Genomic DNA, 16,474 nt, shown 5'->3' on the forward strand with positions numbered 1-16,474 from the left:
AGACACGCCTGTAGCAGGTTGTCCGCTCCGTTCACATCATATTCTTTACCGTCTACATGGATTGTAGCCATAGTGAACATGCTTCCGTAAGGCTCGCCCTAAGACGAGCGTTAAACATCTAATTCTTTCCCCCAAGCTTTTCGGCTCAGGGTGAGTTCCGTGTACGACGGCTGATTACCAGCGCGCTTTCAGCAGGTTCGGCTGAATACCGCCGATGGCTCGGGTATTGCCAAATACCTGCGGCGCAATGCCAGCTTCAAACTCTTCACGGAAATATTTGATCGCGCTCTGCAATGGCTCAACCGCGCCCGGTGCATGGGCACAGAAGGTTTTACCTGGACCGAGCTGGCGGCAAAGTTGCTGCAGGGTTTCGATGTCACCCGGCTGGCCTTTCTTCTGCTCCAGCGCACGCAGGATCTTTACGCTCCACGGCAAGCCATCGCGGCATGGCGTACACCAACCGCAGGATTCACGCGCAAAGAACTCTTCCAGATTACGCACCAGTGAAACCATGTTGATCTCGTGATCGACCGCCATTGCCAACGCCGTACCTAAACGGCTACCGGCTTTACCAATACTGGCAAATTCCATCGGCAGATCGAGGTGCTGATCGGTCAGGAAGTCGGTGCCTGCACCGCCTGGCTGCCAGGCTTTGAATTTCAAGCCATCGCGCATGCCACCGGCATAATCCTCAAGAATTTCACGTGCGGTAGTACCAAACGGCAACTCCCACACACCAGGATTTTTCACGCGGCCGGAAAAGCCCATCATCTTGGTGCCAGTGTCTTCGCTGGTAGAGATGTTTTTGTACCAATCAACACCGTTCAGGAAGATAGCCGGTACGTTCGACAGCGTTTCCACGTTGTTGACGCAGGTTGGCTTGCCCCATACGCCCGCGCTCGCCGGGAATGGCGGCTTGGAACGTGGGTTGGCGCGACGGCCTTCCAGTGAGTTAATCAGGGCGGTTTCTTCACCGCAGATGTAGCGGCCCGCACCGGTGTGAACAATCAGTTCAAAATCGAAACCGGTACCGAGAATATTTTTGCCGAGGAAACCGGCTTCGGTAGCTTCGGCAATCGCGCGACGCAAATTAACTGCCGCTTCGATGTACTCGCCACGCAGGAAGATGTAGCCACGATAGGCTTTCAATGCGAATGCACTGATCAGCATGCCTTCCACCAATTGGTGCGGCAATTGCTCCATCAACAAGCGGTCTTTGTAAGTGCCCGGCTCCATTTCATCAGCGTTACACAGTAGGTAACGGATGTTCATGGATTCGTCTTTCGGCATCAGGCTCCATTTCAGGCCAGTGTTAAAGCCTGCACCACCACGGCCTTTCAGACCGGAGTCTTTGACCGCCGCGACGATCTCGTCCTGGCTGAACTCTTTCAATGCTTTTTGCGCACCGACGTAGCCGTTTTTGCTGCGATATTCATCAATCCACACCGGCTGCTTGTCGTCGCGCAAACGCCAGGTCAGTGGATGGGTTTCGGCAGCACGAATGATCTGTTTAATGGTCATTGATACTGCTCCAGCAAGTTGGCGATGCCTTCTGGCGTCAGATGAACGTGGGTATCTTCATCCACCATCATGGTTGGGCCTTTATCGCAGTTACCTAAACAGCAGGTTGGCAGCAAGGTAAAACGGCCATCGGCAGTGGTTTGACCCGGTTTGATGTTGAGCTTCTGCTCCAGCGCATCCTGGATGCCCTGATAACCGGTGATGTGACACACCACGCTGTCACAGTAACGAATTACGTGACGGCCAACCGGCGTGCGGTAGATCTGACTATAGAAAGTCGCCACACCTTCAACATCGCTGGCAGGAATACCAAGCACATCGGCAATGGCGTTGATCGCGCCATCCGGCACCCAACCACGCTGTTTCTGCACGATCTTCAACGCTTCAATCGAAGCGGCGCGCGCATCTTCATAGTGGTGCTTTTCGTGTTCGATAGCGTGGTGCTCGGCCTCGCTCAGCACAAAGACCTCAGTTGGGTCGATGGTGTGAATAGCAATTTTTTGATCGTGCATAATTAGCGGTCCACGTCTGACATAACAAAATCGATACTACCGAGGTAAACGATCAAGTCGGATACCAGGCTGCCGCGGATTACCGAAGGAATCTGCTGCAGATGCGGGAAGCTCGGCGTACGCACGCGGGTGCGGTAGCTCATGGTGCTGCCATCGCTGGTCAGGTAGTAACTGTTGATCCCTTTGGTCGCCTCAATCATCTGGAAGGATTCGTTAGCCGGCATCACCGGGCCCCACGAAACCTGCAAGAAGTGGGTGATCAGGGTTTCAATATGTTGCAGCGTGCGCTCTTTCGGCGGCGGCGTTGTCAGCGGATGATCCGCTTTGAACGGGCCTTCAGGCATGTTGTTCAGGCACTGTTCCAGAATGCGCAGTGACTGCCACATCTCTTCCATTTTCAGTTGCACGCGGGTGTATGCATCGCTGATGCCTGCGCCAACTGGGATTTCGAAATCGAAGTTTTCGTAGCCTGAATACGGACGCCATTTACGCACGTCAAAATCTAAACCGGTGGCACGCAGACCTGCGCCGGTGGTGCCCCACGCCAGCGCTTCGTCCATGTTATAAGCCGCAACGCCTTGTGAACGGCCCATCAACACGGTATTGCGCAGCGCGGCTTTGTCATACTCTTTCAGACGTTTAGGCATCCAATCGAGGAAATCACGCAGCAGACGTTCCCAGCCTTTTGGCAGGTCATGCGCAACGCCGCCAATGCGGAACCACGCTGGGTGCATACGGAAACCCGTGATCGCTTCAACTACGTCATAAATTTTCTGACGATCGGTAAAGGCGAAGAACACTGGCGTCATGGCACCCACGTCCTGAATGAACGTTGAGATGTAGAGCAGATGGCTGTTGATGCGGAACAACTCGGAGAGCATTACGCGAATCACGTTAACGCGATCCGGCACGGTGATGCCCGCCAGTTTTTCTACCGCCAGCACATAAGGCATTTCGTTAACGCAGCCGCCGAGGTACTCGATGCGGTCGGTGTACGGAATGTAGCTGTGCCAGGATTGACGCTCGCCCATCTTCTCAGCGCCACGATGGTGATAACCCACATCGGGAACGCAATCGACGATCTCTTCACCATCCAACTGCAAAATGATGCGGAAGGCACCGTGCGCAGAAGGGTGGTTTGGACCGAGGTTGAGGAACATGAAATCTTCGTTAGTGGTGCTGCGCTTCATGCCCCAATCTTCAGGCTTAAAGGTCAGCGCCTCCATTTCCAGATCTTCTTTCTGCTTGGTCAGCTCGAACGGATCGAATTCGGTCGCACGCGCAGGATAATCTTTACGCAGCGGATGGCCTTCCCACGTCTGCGGCATCATGATGCGCGTCAGGTGCGGATGACCATTAAAGGTGATGCCAAACATCTCCCAGGTTTCGCGCTCATACCAGTTGGCATTGGCGAAAATTTTGGTGATGGTTGGAACATTCAGATCGTTTTCAGACAGCGCGACTTTCAACATGATGTCGCGATTGCGTTCAATGGAAAGCAGGTGGTAGAAAACGGAAAAATCCGCGGCGGGTAAACCGGCGCGGTTGGTGCGTAAACGCTCATCAAAACCGTGTAAGTCATACAACATGACATACGGTTTTGGCAGCTTGCGCAGGAACTCAACGATTTCCAATAGCTGTTCACGCTTCACCCAAACGACCGGAATCCCGGTGCGGGTGGCCTGAACGGTAAAGGCATCCGGCCCAAAACGGTTACGCAGCTCGCCGACCACTGGATCATCCAGGTGATCGCGGGTTTGCCATGAAGGCTGTGCGAGATCTTGCGTGGTTAAATCAGTCATACGTTACTCACCATTCCGGCCTGTAATCAGGCACTCAAAAGAAGGCGTCAGGATGGCGGCGCACATTAAATTGTGGTGTTCTGCTGCGGCCGTGGCTCCATCCGTGAACGGGAAGCTTACACTTCGTCTGGCGTTCTCAGGTTCGTGACGGCAATACGCTCACCACGTTTTCTTTCACGCTCTGGCTGCATGTTGGCGCGGTAAACACCTTGATCGCCAACCACCCAAGACAATGGGCGACGCTCTTTGCCAATCGATTCGCGCAGCAGCAGCAAAGCTTGCATGTACGCTTCTGGACGTGGCGGGCAGCCTGGAATGTAAACGTCAACCGGCAGGAATTTATCCACGCCCTGCACCACTGAGTAGATGTCGTACATGCCACCTGAGTTAGCGCACGCGCCCATCGAAATCACCCACTTCGGCTCCAGCATTTGATCGTACAAACGCTGAATAACCGGCGCCATTTTGGTAAATGGCGTACCGGCAATCACCATGAAGTCAGCCTGGCGTGGCGAGGCGCGCATAACTTCTGCACCAAAACGCGCAACGTCATGCACCGCGGTGAACGATGTGGTCATTTCCACGTAACAGCAGGAAAGGCCGAAGTTGTACGGCCAGAGCGAATTTTTACGCCCCCAGTTCACCATGTCATGCAGGGCATGCTCGAGCTTGCCCATGTAGACGCTGCGGTGAACGTGCTGTTCTAACGGATCGGTAACAATTTCCTGTTTTTGCAGAGGATAACGATCGTTATCGCCGCCTCCGTTCGGGTCTACGCGTGTCAGCGTGTAGTCCATCTTATTGCCTCGCTTTTACTGCTTATGAGGGTTGGTGTGGCTGTGACTGACCGGGGCGGATTTAACTACTACGCGACGACGCGCAGGAGCCCAATCCAGCGCACCAATGCGCACCAGATAAACCAGGCCTGCCAAGAGCACCAAAATGAAAATTGCGGCTTCGACAAAGCCGACCCAGCCGCTTTCGCGGATAGATGTCGACCATGCGTATAAATAGAGGGCTTCGACGTCGAAAATGACGAAGAACATCGCAACCAGATAGAATTTTGCAGAGAGGCGAATATGAGTGTCACCAACAGACTCAATACCCGATTCGAACGGAGTGTCTTTGTGTCGTGCTCGTGCACGACCACCTAACAACCAGCCACCGGTCAACATAAAGGCGCACAGGCCAAATGCAATAACGATAAAAACAATAAATGCCCAGTGATGAGCGATCACTTCTGTAGTTGTCGACATACTCTTTGCTTACTCATCAAAAGTGGTAATGGCATCCTGCACTGTTGCAGCAAACTCACCACATCGATTCAAGGGAAGGATAAAAAACCTTATAAACTTTGCTGTCATTAGCATTAAAGCAGCAATTTTATAGGGGTTTTTACTCCTTTCTATAACCTTTTGTCAACTTTGACAAAAGTATCCAAACATTATTTTACACCTGCATCATATTATTAACATTCAAGCCCCGCAGCGCCAGCTAAATCGCTTCAGTTTGTGAGGTTAATTTTAGTGTAGCGGGTATTCACATGCGTGGATCGTGCATTTAACAATCATATTTTGACAGGTCTCAACCGAGATTCCCCCCCCTTATCAGGGGTATTTTTTTGATCTAGAGCACATAACTGGGTTTTATGCTGCAAAAAACGGCGATAGTGATGGAGGAATGCGCGTGAAAAGATGGCACGAATTGATAAAATCATTCCATCTTGAATAAAAATGGAACACATTTCATTTTTCAAAAAGAGTGGAAAATCATTTTATGCAAATCATGCTAAAAAGCGTCAGAAAAAGCGCATAAAAAAAGCCCTAGCCGGTAATCACCACGCTAAGGCTCATTTGTATAAGTTTTAACAATTCACCGGCATTCCATTTGCGAGGAATTACCGGCTATTGTTCTGCTTACTCTTCGTCGTCCAGCAGCAATGTGCCGTCTGGATTAGCACTCAGATTGTAAGGATCGTTGGTTGACTGCATGGCATTGAAAATTGCCAGCGCCAGCTCATTGTCACTGTCTGGATTACGGCACAGCAAATACTGCGTATCCGGCAGCACCGGCAAACCTTCAGCCGCTCCCATCACACGTAATTCTGGGCTCATCATCTCAACAGGACGCGCAGTAACGCCCAGTCCAGCTTTAACCGCAGCACGCACCGCAGCCAGCGTCGAAGCCACATACGAGATGCGCCACGGAATGCCTGCTTCGTTGAGGTGATCAATCGCCATATCGCGATATGGGCTTGGTTCATCCAACAGCACCAATGGAATGGCTTCACCGCGTTGGAAGATGTAATCCGCCGCGCAATACCATAACGTTGGTGAAGTACGAAGTACCTGATGCGTGAAATTGCCCGGGCTGGACGTGGTCACAACCAGATCAACTTCACCTTGATTCAGCATTTCCATCATGAACGGGTTGCGCTTAACACGAACATCAATGGCCAGCTTCGGATAAACTGACGTCACGCGATTAAGCAGGAACGGCAGAATGGTATCGGAGGTATCATCAGAAGCGCCGATGGTTAGAACGCCCTGAATGTTGCTGTACATTAAAGAAGTGCAAGCTTCGTCGTTAAAACGAAGGATTTTCCTGGCGTAACCCAGCAGTTGAATGCCATGCTCCGTCAGCAATTTATTACGTCCATGTCTGGCAAACAGCTCTTTACCTACCAATTGTTCCAGACGTTGCATCTGCTGGCTCACTGCTGATTGCGTCCTGCACACCGCAGCAGCAGCGGCTGCAAAGGTATTCAGATCGGCAACGGCAACAAAGGTACGCAGCAGATCGAGGTCGAGATTCAGTATCGGACGATTTGCATTAGTCATGTTTTTTCTTCACTTATAAGATTTTTTAAAACTACTACCCTGGTGTATTACCTGACTTATCAAAGAGATAAGAGGTAATGGTGCTTAATGACAGCCCGGTGTAAAGGCTGCCATGAAAAAATTGTGTCAGGCGGATGCCGACGATCGCACCACTCTGAGATCAGAGCAGCGGCGTCATTATAGACAGCAGAACTTCTGGGCCGAAGACGTATGTCGTACAGGTGCTGGAAGCTGCGTAGTTGTCTATGTGTCCCGCGTAAAATCCCTGCGGGTCAAAAAGAGATAACATCATGTTATGCAGATGCGAAGCGATAAAGTGCATCAAATAATAAATTATACTTAATCATTTTTACGCTTTAAATGGAAATGTTTTTGTTCAAAACATCGCAATTTTTGACCAAAAACCTTTTCAACGCCATCCTGCCATAATGCCGCTCGATTTTTAAGCCCTCTAGGTTCTGAAACTTAAGTGCTTACGTTAAAGTTACAGCCTAAATGCTATTTAACCTGCGTTTTACACTGAGTTAGCGCCGTTAATGGTGCTTAATCCTGCGATTGAAAATCGAATGAGAATGAACTCTATTAGGTGACGCCAACCACTGCTTAACCTTTGCAGTGCGATTTTCACCCATTAAACAAATTTTATTTAACTGTTTCGTTAGGTCGCTAATCTCTTTTTAGGCCAATTATGACTTAATAATTGCTGAATAATGACTTTGACCCGTGCAAGCAGCAATTTACACCCCAAACGCAACGCATCAGTTTTTAATACCGAAGTTTATCAGTTTACTGGATTAATGAACCAGACTCTTTCATGTTTAATCAGTTTTACGCTACCTGAAGATTGAAACATTGCTGAACGCGCCAAAACGCAGCGCTGCCCTTCTTTTGTTGAGGTGAGAAGAGTAAATTGGGCAAGTTTGATTTTCGAGGCAGGTTAAAGGACTCTGCCCATTAAGGCGGTAATGATGAATTTTCAAATTGATAAATCCGGCAAGCTGGAAAATGTCTGTTATGACATCCGCGGCCCGGTACTGAAAGAAGCAAAACGTCTCGAAGAAGAAGGCAATAAAGTTCTCAAACTCAACATTGGCAATCCAGCCCCGTTTGGATTTGAAGCGCCTGACGAAATCCTGGTTGATGTGATTCGTAACTTGCCAAGCTCGCAGGGATATTGTGATTCAAAAGGACTGTATTCTGCGCGTAAAGCGATCATGCAACACTATCAAGCGCGTGACATGCGCGATGTTACGGTTGAAGACATCTATATAGGCAACGGTGTTTCGGAACTGATCGTGCAGGCGATGCAAGCCTTACTGAACAGTGGCGACGAAATGCTGGTGCCCGCGCCGGATTACCCACTGTGGACAGCGGCGGTGTCACTGTCGAGCGGAAAAGCCGTGCATTATCTGTGCGATGAGGAAGCCGGTTGGTTCCCAGACCTGGATGATATTCGCAGCAAAATCACCCCGCGTACGCGTGGCATTGTGATTATCAACCCGAACAATCCAACGGGTGCGGTTTACAGCAAAGAGTTACTGTTAGAAGTTGTTGAAATTGCTCGCCAGCACAACCTGATTATTTTCGCCGATGAAATCTACGACAAGATTTTGTACGACGAAGCGCAGCATCATTCTATCGCCGCGTTGGCCCCCGATTTGCTGACAGTGACCTTTAACGGTTTGTCCAAAACCTATCGCGTGGCGGGCTTCCGTCAAGGCTGGATGGTGTTGAACGGCCCGAAAAAGCACGCCAAAGGCTATATTGAAGGCTTAGAAATGCTGGCGTCGATGCGTCTGTGCGCCAACGTTCCAGCTCAGCATGCGATCCAAACTGCGCTCGGCGGCTATCAAAGCATCAGCGAGTTCATCGCACCGGGTGGCCGTTTGTACGAGCAGCGTCAGCGCGCGTGGGAATTGATCAACGATATCCCTGGTGTGAGCTGCGTGAAGCCGCAAGGCGCGCTTTACATGTTCCCGCGTATTGATGCCAAGAAATTCAATATCTTTGACGACCAGAAAATGGTGTTGGATTTCCTGTTACAGGAAAAAGTTCTGCTGGTTCAAGGCACCGCATTTAACTGGCCTTGGCCGGATCACGTGCGCATCGTAACCCTGCCACGCGTAGATGATTTGGAAATGGCCGTCAGCAAGTTTGGTCGTTTCCTGCAAGGGTACCGCCAGTAAACCTCAATGAGTATACTGTTCGCATTTCGGGGAAACATCCCCGTTGTGCGAACAGGAATCATCCATGACTCGTAGCCATTTTTTCGCCCATCTCTCTCGCCTCAAACTGATCAACCGCTGGCCGCTGATGCGCAATGTGCGCACCGAAAACGTCTCTGAACATAGCTTGCAGGTGGCGATGGTCGCGCATGCCCTCGCTATCATCAAAAACAAAAAGTTTAACGGCAATCTGAACGCTGAACGCATTGCCATGCTAGCGCTGTATCACGATGCCAGTGAAGTATTGACCGGTGATTTGCCCACGCCAGTGAAGTATTACAACGCACAGATCGCGCACGAATATAAGAAGATTGAGAAGATTGCGCAGCAGAAGCTGATTGATATGCTGCCGCCAGAATTGCAGGACGCTTACCGCCCATTGATCGATGAGCATTTGCATAGCGAAAGTGAACAAGCGGTAGTGAAACAGGCTGATGCGCTGTGTGCGTACGTTAAATGTCTGGAAGAGTTATCCGCGGGAAACAACGAGTTTTTGCTGGCTAAAGCGCGTCTGGAGAAAACGCTGGCACAACGTCGATCGCCAGAGATGGATTATTTTGTTGAGGTGTTTATTCCCAGCTTCAACCTGTCGCTGGATGAAATCTCGCAAGATACGCCTTTGTAAAAAACGGGCCACGCAGGCCCGCCGTTTTATGCATTCAGCGACAGCGTAAACTCGCCACTTGCCTCTTTTATTACCTTCAACGGCTCAAGCGTTGAGACGCGGAATGTGACTTCACCCAAACGCGCGGCATCATCCGGCGCATTAATCGCCACCACTGCGCTGCCAGCGTCTAAACCGGCGATGATTCCCGCTGGCGCATCTTCAACCACCACGCATTGCGTTGCGGCTAAACCCAAACGCTCCGCACCAAGTAGATAAGGTTCTGGATTGGGTTTACCTTGTTGGATGTTTTCCGCAGTAATAAACACTTTCGGCATCGGCAGATAAGCCGCTTTATGGCGTGCATGTGCCACTGGAATCGAACCTGAAGTGACAATTCCCCATGGAATTTGCAGTTCATTCAAGGTGCTCAACAAAGCTAACGCACCGGGAATCGCCTGTACGCCCTCGGTATCTTCCGCTTCTAATTTTTCCAGCCACAGAAACTCTGCCTGAATGGCCTCTTCCGATTGGCCAGCCATAAAGTGACGTAACGAATTAATCGCTGGCTTTCCGTGGATATAGTGCAGGACCTCTTCCGCCGACAAACCGTGACGCTCGCCCCACAGTGACCATGAACGAATCACTACCGGCAATGAATCAACCAGTGTGCCATCTAAATCAAACAGAAAACCCCTGTACTTCACACGTCGCTCCTTATTCAGGCATTAATAATCTGCGCAATCTCATTCGCGCTGAGATGATACTGACGCGGACAAGTTTGCCACACCGTCAGCATACGTTGGTATTTTTCCCACATTGGCGTTTGTGCATTAAAGCCGTGCGTGCCGGAATCGAAATGGGTATAGCGCCCTTCAATATTCACCATAAAGCGCACATAGCCGAGATAACGCGCTTCGGTCGCCGCATCAAAGCCAAGGAACGCCAAACGGCGCTCATCAATCGCGCTTGAATCTTTCAGATTCGACCAGGAAACATGCAATGCATGATGCATTTCCATAATGTCGATCAGCTGGCGGCAGGTGGCTTCAGAAAGCTCACCAAACTCTTTGTCCAGTTCGCGCAACTGTAAGCCATAACCACGTTCAATAATGGTTTGATAGCGGCGATAACGCTCGGCATTATCAGGCTCCAGCATCGCCATCATTTTGTATTGATTGGAGAGGATCAGTCGTTGTGCGTGGGTCATTTCCATGGTTTGCTCCTGGGCCAGCAAGGCCGCTTAAGATTTAAACAATGAGGAAATGATTACACAAGGAAAGTGATGCGTGTACGTCAGCACCACTTTTCTTTGATTTGAACCGGGATTTGGCGCAAATTCTCTGGCAGGTAAAAGCGTCAGCGGATCAAAGATCGTCGAGGAAGGTGCGATCAAGCTGCTTAAAGGCGCGCTTTAGCACATCGGCCAGCGCCTGATACGTTGGCTTGCCATCAACCGGCGCAATGGCTTGTCCCGCTTCTTCCAACTTAGTGCGCACTTCATGAAACCATTGCAGCAGCGTTGGCGGCAAAGGAGTCACTGAGCGTTTACCCAACCACCACAATCCTTGCATCGGCAAGCTGCAGGCAAACAGCGCTGTCGCAATCGCCGGGCCGAGTTGTCCACCCATGGCGATCTGCCACGTTAAGGTGAAAATCGCCAGCGGTGGCATAAAACGAATGGCAAAACGCGTCGCATTCACCACGCGATTTTCCGGAAACACCGGCGCCAGGCGTTTGTCCGCAGGCCAGGTCTTCATGTACCGCTGTCCGCGCTGGAATAAACCGAACCAGCCGGGATTGTCTGTGTCATTCGCCATGATAGACCTCAACTAAATCTGCAATATTTAAAATAAACCGATAACTACACAACTTTACGTGACATCCTTCAAAACTTTTTGTCTTTGCGGGTGACAATGAGTATTCTGACGCCGTTTTAGCAACATTACCGGAAGCTTCAGCTCAATAAAAGAGCGGTTAGAGCCATGTTTCGCTAAGCGCTTATCAAAAATAAGCGTAAAATTACCAAAATTTTTTGCGCGTCACGAAATTTTTGACTAGCGCATGATGTTTGTCATTAACCTACCAGCTTTCATGGGCTACGCTGTTAGTCTGATTGCGTTATTTTTAGCCACTATTTAACAATAGGTACTTCCATGTCGACGAAGTTAGTTCTGGTTCTGAACTGCGGCAGTTCTTCACTTAAGTTTGCCATCCTTAACCCTGTTACCGGCGACGAATACCTGTCCGGTTTGGCTGAATGCTTCCATTTACCGGAAGCTCGCATTAAGTGGAAACTGGACGGCAGCAAACAAGAAGCTCAGCTTGGCGCGGGTGCCGCACACAGCGAAGCACTGAACTTCATGGTTAAAACTATTCTGGCACAAAAACCAGAGCTTTCGGCACAAATCGCTGCAATTGGTCATCGCATCGTTCACGGTGGCGAGCAGCTGACAAAATCAGTGGTTATCGACGAATCTGTCATTCAGGGCATTAAAGATGCGTCTTCCTTTGCACCGCTGCACAATCCGGCGCATTTGATCGGTATTGATGAAGCGCTGAAAAACTTCCCACACCTTTCCGATAAAAATGTGGCTGTTTTTGATACGGCATTCCATCAGACAATGCCGGAAGAGTCGTATCTTTATGCGCTGCCGTACAAACTGTACAAAGAGCACGGCGTTCGTCGCTACGGCGCACACGGCACCAGTCACTACTATGTGACGCAAGAAGCCGCCAAAATGCTCAACAAGCCGGTTAATGAACTGAACATCATTACTTGCCACCTCGGCAACGGTGGTTCAGTTTCAGCCATTCGTAACGGCCTGTGTGTTGATACCTCAATGGGTCTTACGCCGCTGGAAGGTTTGGTGATGGGTACGCGCAGCGGTGATATCGATCCTGCTATCGTCTTCTTCCTGCATGACACCTTAGGCATGAGCGTGGATGCGATTAACAAGCTGCTGACCAAAGAGTCTGGTTTGTTGGGTCTGACTGAAGTCACCAGCGATTGCCGTTACGTTGAAGACAACTACGCCACCAAAGAAGATGCCAAACGCGCAATGGACGTATTCTGCCATCGTCTGGCGAAATACATCGGCAGCTACACTGCACTGATGGAAGGCCGTCTGGATGCCGTAGTGTTCACCGGCGGTATTGGTGAAAACGCCGCGATGGTTCGTGAACTGGCATTGGCGAAATTGGGCCTGCTGGGCTTCGATGTCGATCACGAACGCAACCTGGCAGCACGCTTCGGCAAAGCTGGCTTCATCAACAATGAAGGCACTCGCCCGGCCGTGGTGATCCCAACCAACGAAGAGTTGGTAATTGCTCAAGACGCCGCACGTCTCACCGCATAAAACACACTTCTCTCCGTCAGCTTAGGCTGACGGAGTTGTTTTAGACAGTCTGCAACACCTGAGAGGTTTCTATCGTGTCACGTACAATTATGCTCATTCCTACCGGCACTAGCGTCGGCTTGACCAGCGTCAGCCTCGGCGTGATCCGTGCCATGGAGCGCAAAGGCGTGCGTCTGAGCGTATTCAAGCCGATTGCCCAGCCACGTGCGGGCGGCGATGCACCAGACCAAACCACCAGCATCATCCGTAAAAGCTCCGCGATCCCTGCCGCTGAACCGCTGCAGATGACGCGCGTTGAATCCTTGCTGGGTTCAAATCAGCAAGATGTGCTGATGGAAGAGATCATCGCCAATTACCATGCCAATACGCAAGATGCCGAAGTGGTGCTGGTAGAAGGCTTAGTGCCGACGCGTAAACACCAGTTCGCCTCTGCGCTGAACTACGAAATCGCGAAAACCCTGAACGCGGAAATCGTGTTTGTGATGTCGCTGGGCAACGATTCCCCGGCGCAACTGAAAGAGCGTATCGAACTGACGCAAAGCAGCTTTGGCGGCAGCAAGAATAAAAACATTACTGGCGTGATCATCAACAAACTGAATGCCCCAGTGGATGAGCAAGGCCGCACGCGTCCGGATCTGTCAGAGATTTTCGATGACTCCACCAAAGCCAGCATCGCGAACATCGATCCTAAGCAGCTGTTTGCTAACAGCCCGCTGCCGGTGTTGGGTTGCGTGCCGTGGAGTTTTGATCTGATCGCCACGCGCGCCATCGATATGTGCCGCCACCTGAATGCGGAGATTATCAACGAAGGCGAAATCCAGACGCGCCGCGTGAAATCCGTCACCTTCTGTGCGCGCAGTATTCCGCACATGCTGGAGCATTTCCGTCCAGGTTCACTGTTGGTGACCTCAGCGGATCGCCCAGATGTGTTAGTTGCTGCTTGTCTGGCGGCGATGAATGGCGTTGAAATTGGTGCGGTATTGCTGACCGGCGGCTATCAGATTGAAGCGCCAATCGCCCGTCTGTGTGAACGTGCCTTCCAGACTGGCTTGCCGGTGTTCATGGTGAAAACCAACACCTGGCAGACTTCGCTCAGCCTGCAAAGCTTCAACCTCGAAGTCCCAACTGATGATACCCAGCGTATCGAGAAAGTGCAGGAATACGTTGCTAGCTTCATTAATGAAGATTGGGTTGAATCGCTTACCGCGACGTCGGAACGCAGCCGTCGTCTGTCGCCGCCAGCATTCCGTTATCAGTTGACCGAGCTGGCGCGCAAAGCGGGCAAACGCATCGTGCTGCCAGAAGGCGACGAGCCACGTACCGTGAAAGCGGCAGCGATTTGTGCCGAACGCGGCATCGCGACTTGTGTGCTGTTGGGTAATCCAGAAGAGATTCAACGCGTCGCCGCAGCGCAAGGTGTTGAGCTGGGCAAAGGCATTGTGATTGTCGATCCAGAAGTGGTGCGTGAAAACTACGTGCCGCGTTTAGTCGAACTGCGTAAGAGCAAAGGCATGACCGAAGTGGTCGCGCAGGAGCAACTGGAAGACAACGTGGTACTCGGCACTATGATGTTGGAAAGCGGCGAAGTGGATGGCCTGGTTTCAGGTGCAGTTCACACCACCGCCAACACCATTCGTCCACCGTTGCAGCTGATCAAAACCGCGCCAAACAGTTCGCTGGTTTCATCAGTGTTCTTCATGCTGTTGCCTGAGCAAGTACTGGTCTATGGCGACTGCGCCATCAACCCAGATCCAAATCCAGAGCAGTTGGCCGAGATCGCCATTCAGTCGGCGGATTCAGCGAAAGCATTCGGTATCGATCCACGCGTTGCGATGATCTCCTACTCAACCGGTAATTCCGGTGCCGGTAGCGACGTTGAAAAAGTACGTGAAGCCACGCGCATCGCGCAGGAAAAACGTCCTGATCTGGTGATCGATGGCCCACTGCAATACGATGCGGCGATTATGGAAGATGTGGCTAAGTCCAAAGCGCCAAACTCGGCGGTTGCTGGTCGCGCTACCGTGTTTATCTTCCCGGATCTCAACACCGGTAACACCACGTACAAAGCGGTACAGCGTTCTGCTGACCTGATCTCCATCGGACCAATGCTGCAAGGCATGCGTAAGCCGGTGAACGATTTGTCACGTGGCGCATTAGTGGATGACATTGTCTACACCATCGCATTGACGGCGATTCAGTCACAGCAGGCTGAAGGCTAACCTTCCCCCGCTGATAAAAAAGCATGCACTTCGGTGCATGCTTTTTTTTGCCCGGCATTTCACTGGCATAAACCCTGCACAACGCTAACACTGATTGAAGTTTCCGGCCAATTGCGAGGTTTATTATGAACAGTGATGTACACAGCCGCCGTTTGCAGGCCACGCCGCGCGGCGTCGGGGTAATGTGTGATTTCTATGCCGTCAAAGCCGAAAACGCCACCGTGTGGGATCAAACGGGTCGCGCTTACACCGATTTTGCCGCAGGAATTGCGGTGCTGAATACCGGACATCGTCATGCCAAAGTGATGGCAGCGGTGCAGCAACAGCTTGAATGCTTCACCCATACCGCATTTCAAATCATTCCATATGAAAACTACATTCAACTCGCCGAGCGCCTGAATGCGTTGGTGCCGATTGCTGGTGCCGTGAAAACCACCTTTTTCTCCAGCGGCGCAGAAGCGGTAGAAAACGCGGTGAAAATCGCGCGTGCCGCTACCGGTCGTCCCGGTATTATCGCCTTTACCGGCGCATTTCATGGTCGCACCAACATGACGATGTCGCTTACCGGCAAAGTGGTGCCATACAAAACCGGTTTCGGGCCGTTTGCCAGCCCGGTATTCCATGCGCGCTATCCCAACATCTTGCATGGCGTGAGCGTGGCTACTGCGCTGGAAAGTCTGGAAGCCATTTTCCGCAGCGATATCAGCCCACAGCAAGTTGCGGCAATCATCTTCGAACCGGTTCAAGGCGAAGGCGGCTTTTATAGCGCGCCGCCGGAGTTTGTCGTTGCGCTGCGTGAGTTGTGCGATCGTCACGGCATTTTGCTGATCGCCGATGAAATCCAAACCGGCTTTGCGCGCACCGGCAAACTGTTCGCCAGCGAATACTATGCAGTGCAGCCCGATCTGATCACCATGGCGAAAAGTCTGGCGGGCGGCTTCCCGCTCTCGGCGGTTTCTGGACGCGCGGAAGTGATGGATGCACCAGAACCGGGCGGGCTTGGCGGCACGTATGCCGGCAGTCCACCGGCGATTGCTGCGGCGTTGGCGGTTCTGCATATCATCGAAGAAGAATCGTTATGCGAGCGCGCAAACCAGTTGGGCAGCAGATTAAAAGCGGCGTTACAGCGTGCAGATTGTCAATCGTTGGTCGACGTGCGCGGCTACGGTTCGATGATCGCGGCAGAATTCAATGATACGGCGGGAAAACCGTCGGCGGAGATTGCCAAGGTCATTCAACAGCAAGCGCTGGAACAAGGATTGATTCTGCTGACCTGCGGCGTATACGGCAACGTGATTCGTTTCCTCTATCCGCTAACCATTCCTGATGCGCAGTTTGATGCGGCTTTGGACTTACTAACGCGCATCCTGCGCGAGCATTAACGTTAGCGAT

General features: G+C 51.4%; 14 protein-coding genes. 5 read left to right on the plus strand and 9 right to left on the minus strand.

What is annotated here, in order from left to right:
* Nucleotides 1-174 precede the first annotated feature (174 nt).
* The 6 genes from nuoF to lrhA form a co-directional block, all read right to left on the minus strand.
* Complete coding sequence (gene nuoF, locus ABDW13_RS16550; RefSeq protein WP_343553684.1) at nt 175-1,515, minus strand: NADH-quinone oxidoreductase subunit NuoF; 1,341 nt, start codon at nt 1,513-1,515, stop codon at nt 175-177.
* Between the two features lie 2 nt (nt 1,516-1,517).
* A complete protein-coding gene (nuoE, locus tag ABDW13_RS16555; protein WP_008105146.1) occupies nt 1,518-2,033 on the minus strand; it encodes an NADH-quinone oxidoreductase subunit NuoE in 516 nt (171 codons plus the stop codon).
* Between the two features lie 2 nt (nt 2,034-2,035).
* Complete coding sequence (gene nuoC, locus ABDW13_RS16560) at nt 2,036-3,835, minus strand: NADH-quinone oxidoreductase subunit C/D (RefSeq protein ID WP_007889320.1); 1,800 nt, start codon at nt 3,833-3,835, stop codon at nt 2,036-2,038.
* A 116-nt stretch (nt 3,836-3,951) separates the two neighbouring features.
* Nucleotides 3,952-4,632, minus strand: a complete 681-nt coding sequence (locus ABDW13_RS16565) for an NADH-quinone oxidoreductase subunit B (protein ID WP_007889318.1) — start codon at nt 4,630-4,632, stop codon at nt 3,952-3,954.
* Nucleotides 4,633-4,647: 15 nt separating this feature from the next.
* Entirely contained in the window at nt 4,648-5,091 is a 444-nt protein-coding gene (locus ABDW13_RS16570) for an NADH-quinone oxidoreductase subunit A (RefSeq protein ID WP_343553648.1), read from the minus strand.
* A 660-nt stretch (nt 5,092-5,751) separates the two neighbouring features.
* Nucleotides 5,752-6,675: a transcriptional regulator LrhA gene (gene lrhA, locus ABDW13_RS16575; protein ID WP_007889314.1), complete on the minus strand. Its 924-nt coding sequence runs from the start codon at nt 6,673-6,675 to the stop codon at nt 5,752-5,754.
* 968 nt (nt 6,676-7,643) lie between these two features.
* Here lrhA and ABDW13_RS16580 point away from each other — a divergent pair.
* Complete coding sequence (locus ABDW13_RS16580) at nt 7,644-8,861, plus strand: pyridoxal phosphate-dependent aminotransferase (protein ID WP_343553649.1); 1,218 nt, start codon at nt 7,644-7,646, stop codon at nt 8,859-8,861.
* A 64-nt stretch (nt 8,862-8,925) separates the two neighbouring features.
* On the plus strand, nt 8,926-9,525 hold the full coding sequence (gene yfbR, locus ABDW13_RS16585; RefSeq protein ID WP_343553650.1) for a 5'-deoxynucleotidase: 600 nt from the start codon (nt 8,926-8,928) through the stop codon (nt 9,523-9,525).
* Between the two features lie 26 nt (nt 9,526-9,551).
* On the opposite strand, the gene ABDW13_RS16590 is transcribed toward yfbR, so the two are convergent.
* The 3 genes from ABDW13_RS16590 to yfbV form a co-directional block, all read right to left on the minus strand.
* Nucleotides 9,552-10,211 (minus strand): sugar phosphatase, encoded by a 660-nt coding sequence (locus ABDW13_RS16590; RefSeq protein ID WP_343553651.1) that lies wholly within the window; start codon nt 10,209-10,211, stop codon nt 9,552-9,554.
* Between the two features lie 14 nt (nt 10,212-10,225).
* Complete coding sequence (locus ABDW13_RS16595) at nt 10,226-10,720, minus strand: YfbU family protein (RefSeq protein WP_343553652.1); 495 nt, start codon at nt 10,718-10,720, stop codon at nt 10,226-10,228.
* A gap of 151 nt (nt 10,721-10,871) precedes the next feature.
* Entirely contained in the window at nt 10,872-11,324 is a 453-nt protein-coding gene (gene yfbV, locus ABDW13_RS16600) for a terminus macrodomain insulation protein YfbV (protein WP_343553653.1), read from the minus strand.
* A 336-nt stretch (nt 11,325-11,660) separates the two neighbouring features.
* Here yfbV and ackA point away from each other — a divergent pair, with 336 nt between their 5' ends.
* The 3 genes from ackA (at nt 11,661) to ABDW13_RS16615 (ending at nt 16,464) form a co-directional block, all read left to right on the plus strand.
* The gene (gene ackA / locus ABDW13_RS16605; protein ID WP_343553654.1) at nt 11,661-12,863 is read left to right on the plus strand and encodes an acetate kinase; all 1,203 of its coding nucleotides are present in this window, start codon (nt 11,661-11,663) and stop codon (nt 12,861-12,863) included.
* Nucleotides 12,864-12,937: 74 nt separating this feature from the next.
* The gene (gene pta, locus ABDW13_RS16610; RefSeq protein WP_343553655.1) at nt 12,938-15,082 is read left to right on the plus strand and encodes a phosphate acetyltransferase; all 2,145 of its coding nucleotides are present in this window, start codon (nt 12,938-12,940) and stop codon (nt 15,080-15,082) included.
* A gap of 125 nt (nt 15,083-15,207) precedes the next feature.
* Nucleotides 15,208-16,464, plus strand: coding sequence for a 4-aminobutyrate--2-oxoglutarate transaminase (locus tag ABDW13_RS16615; RefSeq protein WP_343553656.1), 1,257 nt, complete (start codon nt 15,208-15,210; stop codon nt 16,462-16,464).
* The last annotated feature ends 10 nt before the right edge of the window (nt 16,465-16,474 follow it).

It is taken from the genome of Pantoea sp. (assembly GCF_039594315.1).
Taxonomy (GTDB): domain Bacteria; phylum Pseudomonadota; class Gammaproteobacteria; order Enterobacterales; family Enterobacteriaceae; genus Pantoea.

Coding starts and splice junctions, on each gene's coding strand:
- yfbR (WP_343553650.1), top strand. CDS start 8,926: ATGACTCGTAGCCATTTTTTCGCCCATCTCTCTCGCCTCAAACTGATC.
- lrhA (WP_007889314.1), bottom strand. CDS start 6,675: ATGACTAATGCAAATCGTCCGATACTGAATCTCGACCTCGATCTGCTG.
- ABDW13_RS16570 (WP_343553648.1), bottom strand. CDS start 5,091: ATGTCGACAACTACAGAAGTGATCGCTCATCACTGGGCATTTATTGTT.
- ABDW13_RS16595 (WP_343553652.1), bottom strand. CDS start 10,720: ATGGAAATGACCCACGCACAACGACTGATCCTCTCCAATCAATACAAA.
- nuoE (WP_008105146.1), bottom strand. CDS start 2,033: ATGCACGATCAAAAAATTGCTATTCACACCATCGACCCAACTGAGGTC.
- ABDW13_RS16565 (WP_007889318.1), bottom strand. CDS start 4,632: ATGGACTACACGCTGACACGCGTAGACCCGAACGGAGGCGGCGATAAC.
- ABDW13_RS16615 (WP_343553656.1), top strand. CDS start 15,208: ATGAACAGTGATGTACACAGCCGCCGTTTGCAGGCCACGCCGCGCGGC.
- ackA (WP_343553654.1), top strand. CDS start 11,661: ATGTCGACGAAGTTAGTTCTGGTTCTGAACTGCGGCAGTTCTTCACTT.
- yfbV (WP_343553653.1), bottom strand. CDS start 11,324: ATGGCGAATGACACAGACAATCCCGGCTGGTTCGGTTTATTCCAGCGC.
- ABDW13_RS16580 (WP_343553649.1), top strand. CDS start 7,644: ATGAATTTTCAAATTGATAAATCCGGCAAGCTGGAAAATGTCTGTTAT.
- nuoC (WP_007889320.1), bottom strand. CDS start 3,835: ATGACTGATTTAACCACGCAAGATCTCGCACAGCCTTCATGGCAAACC.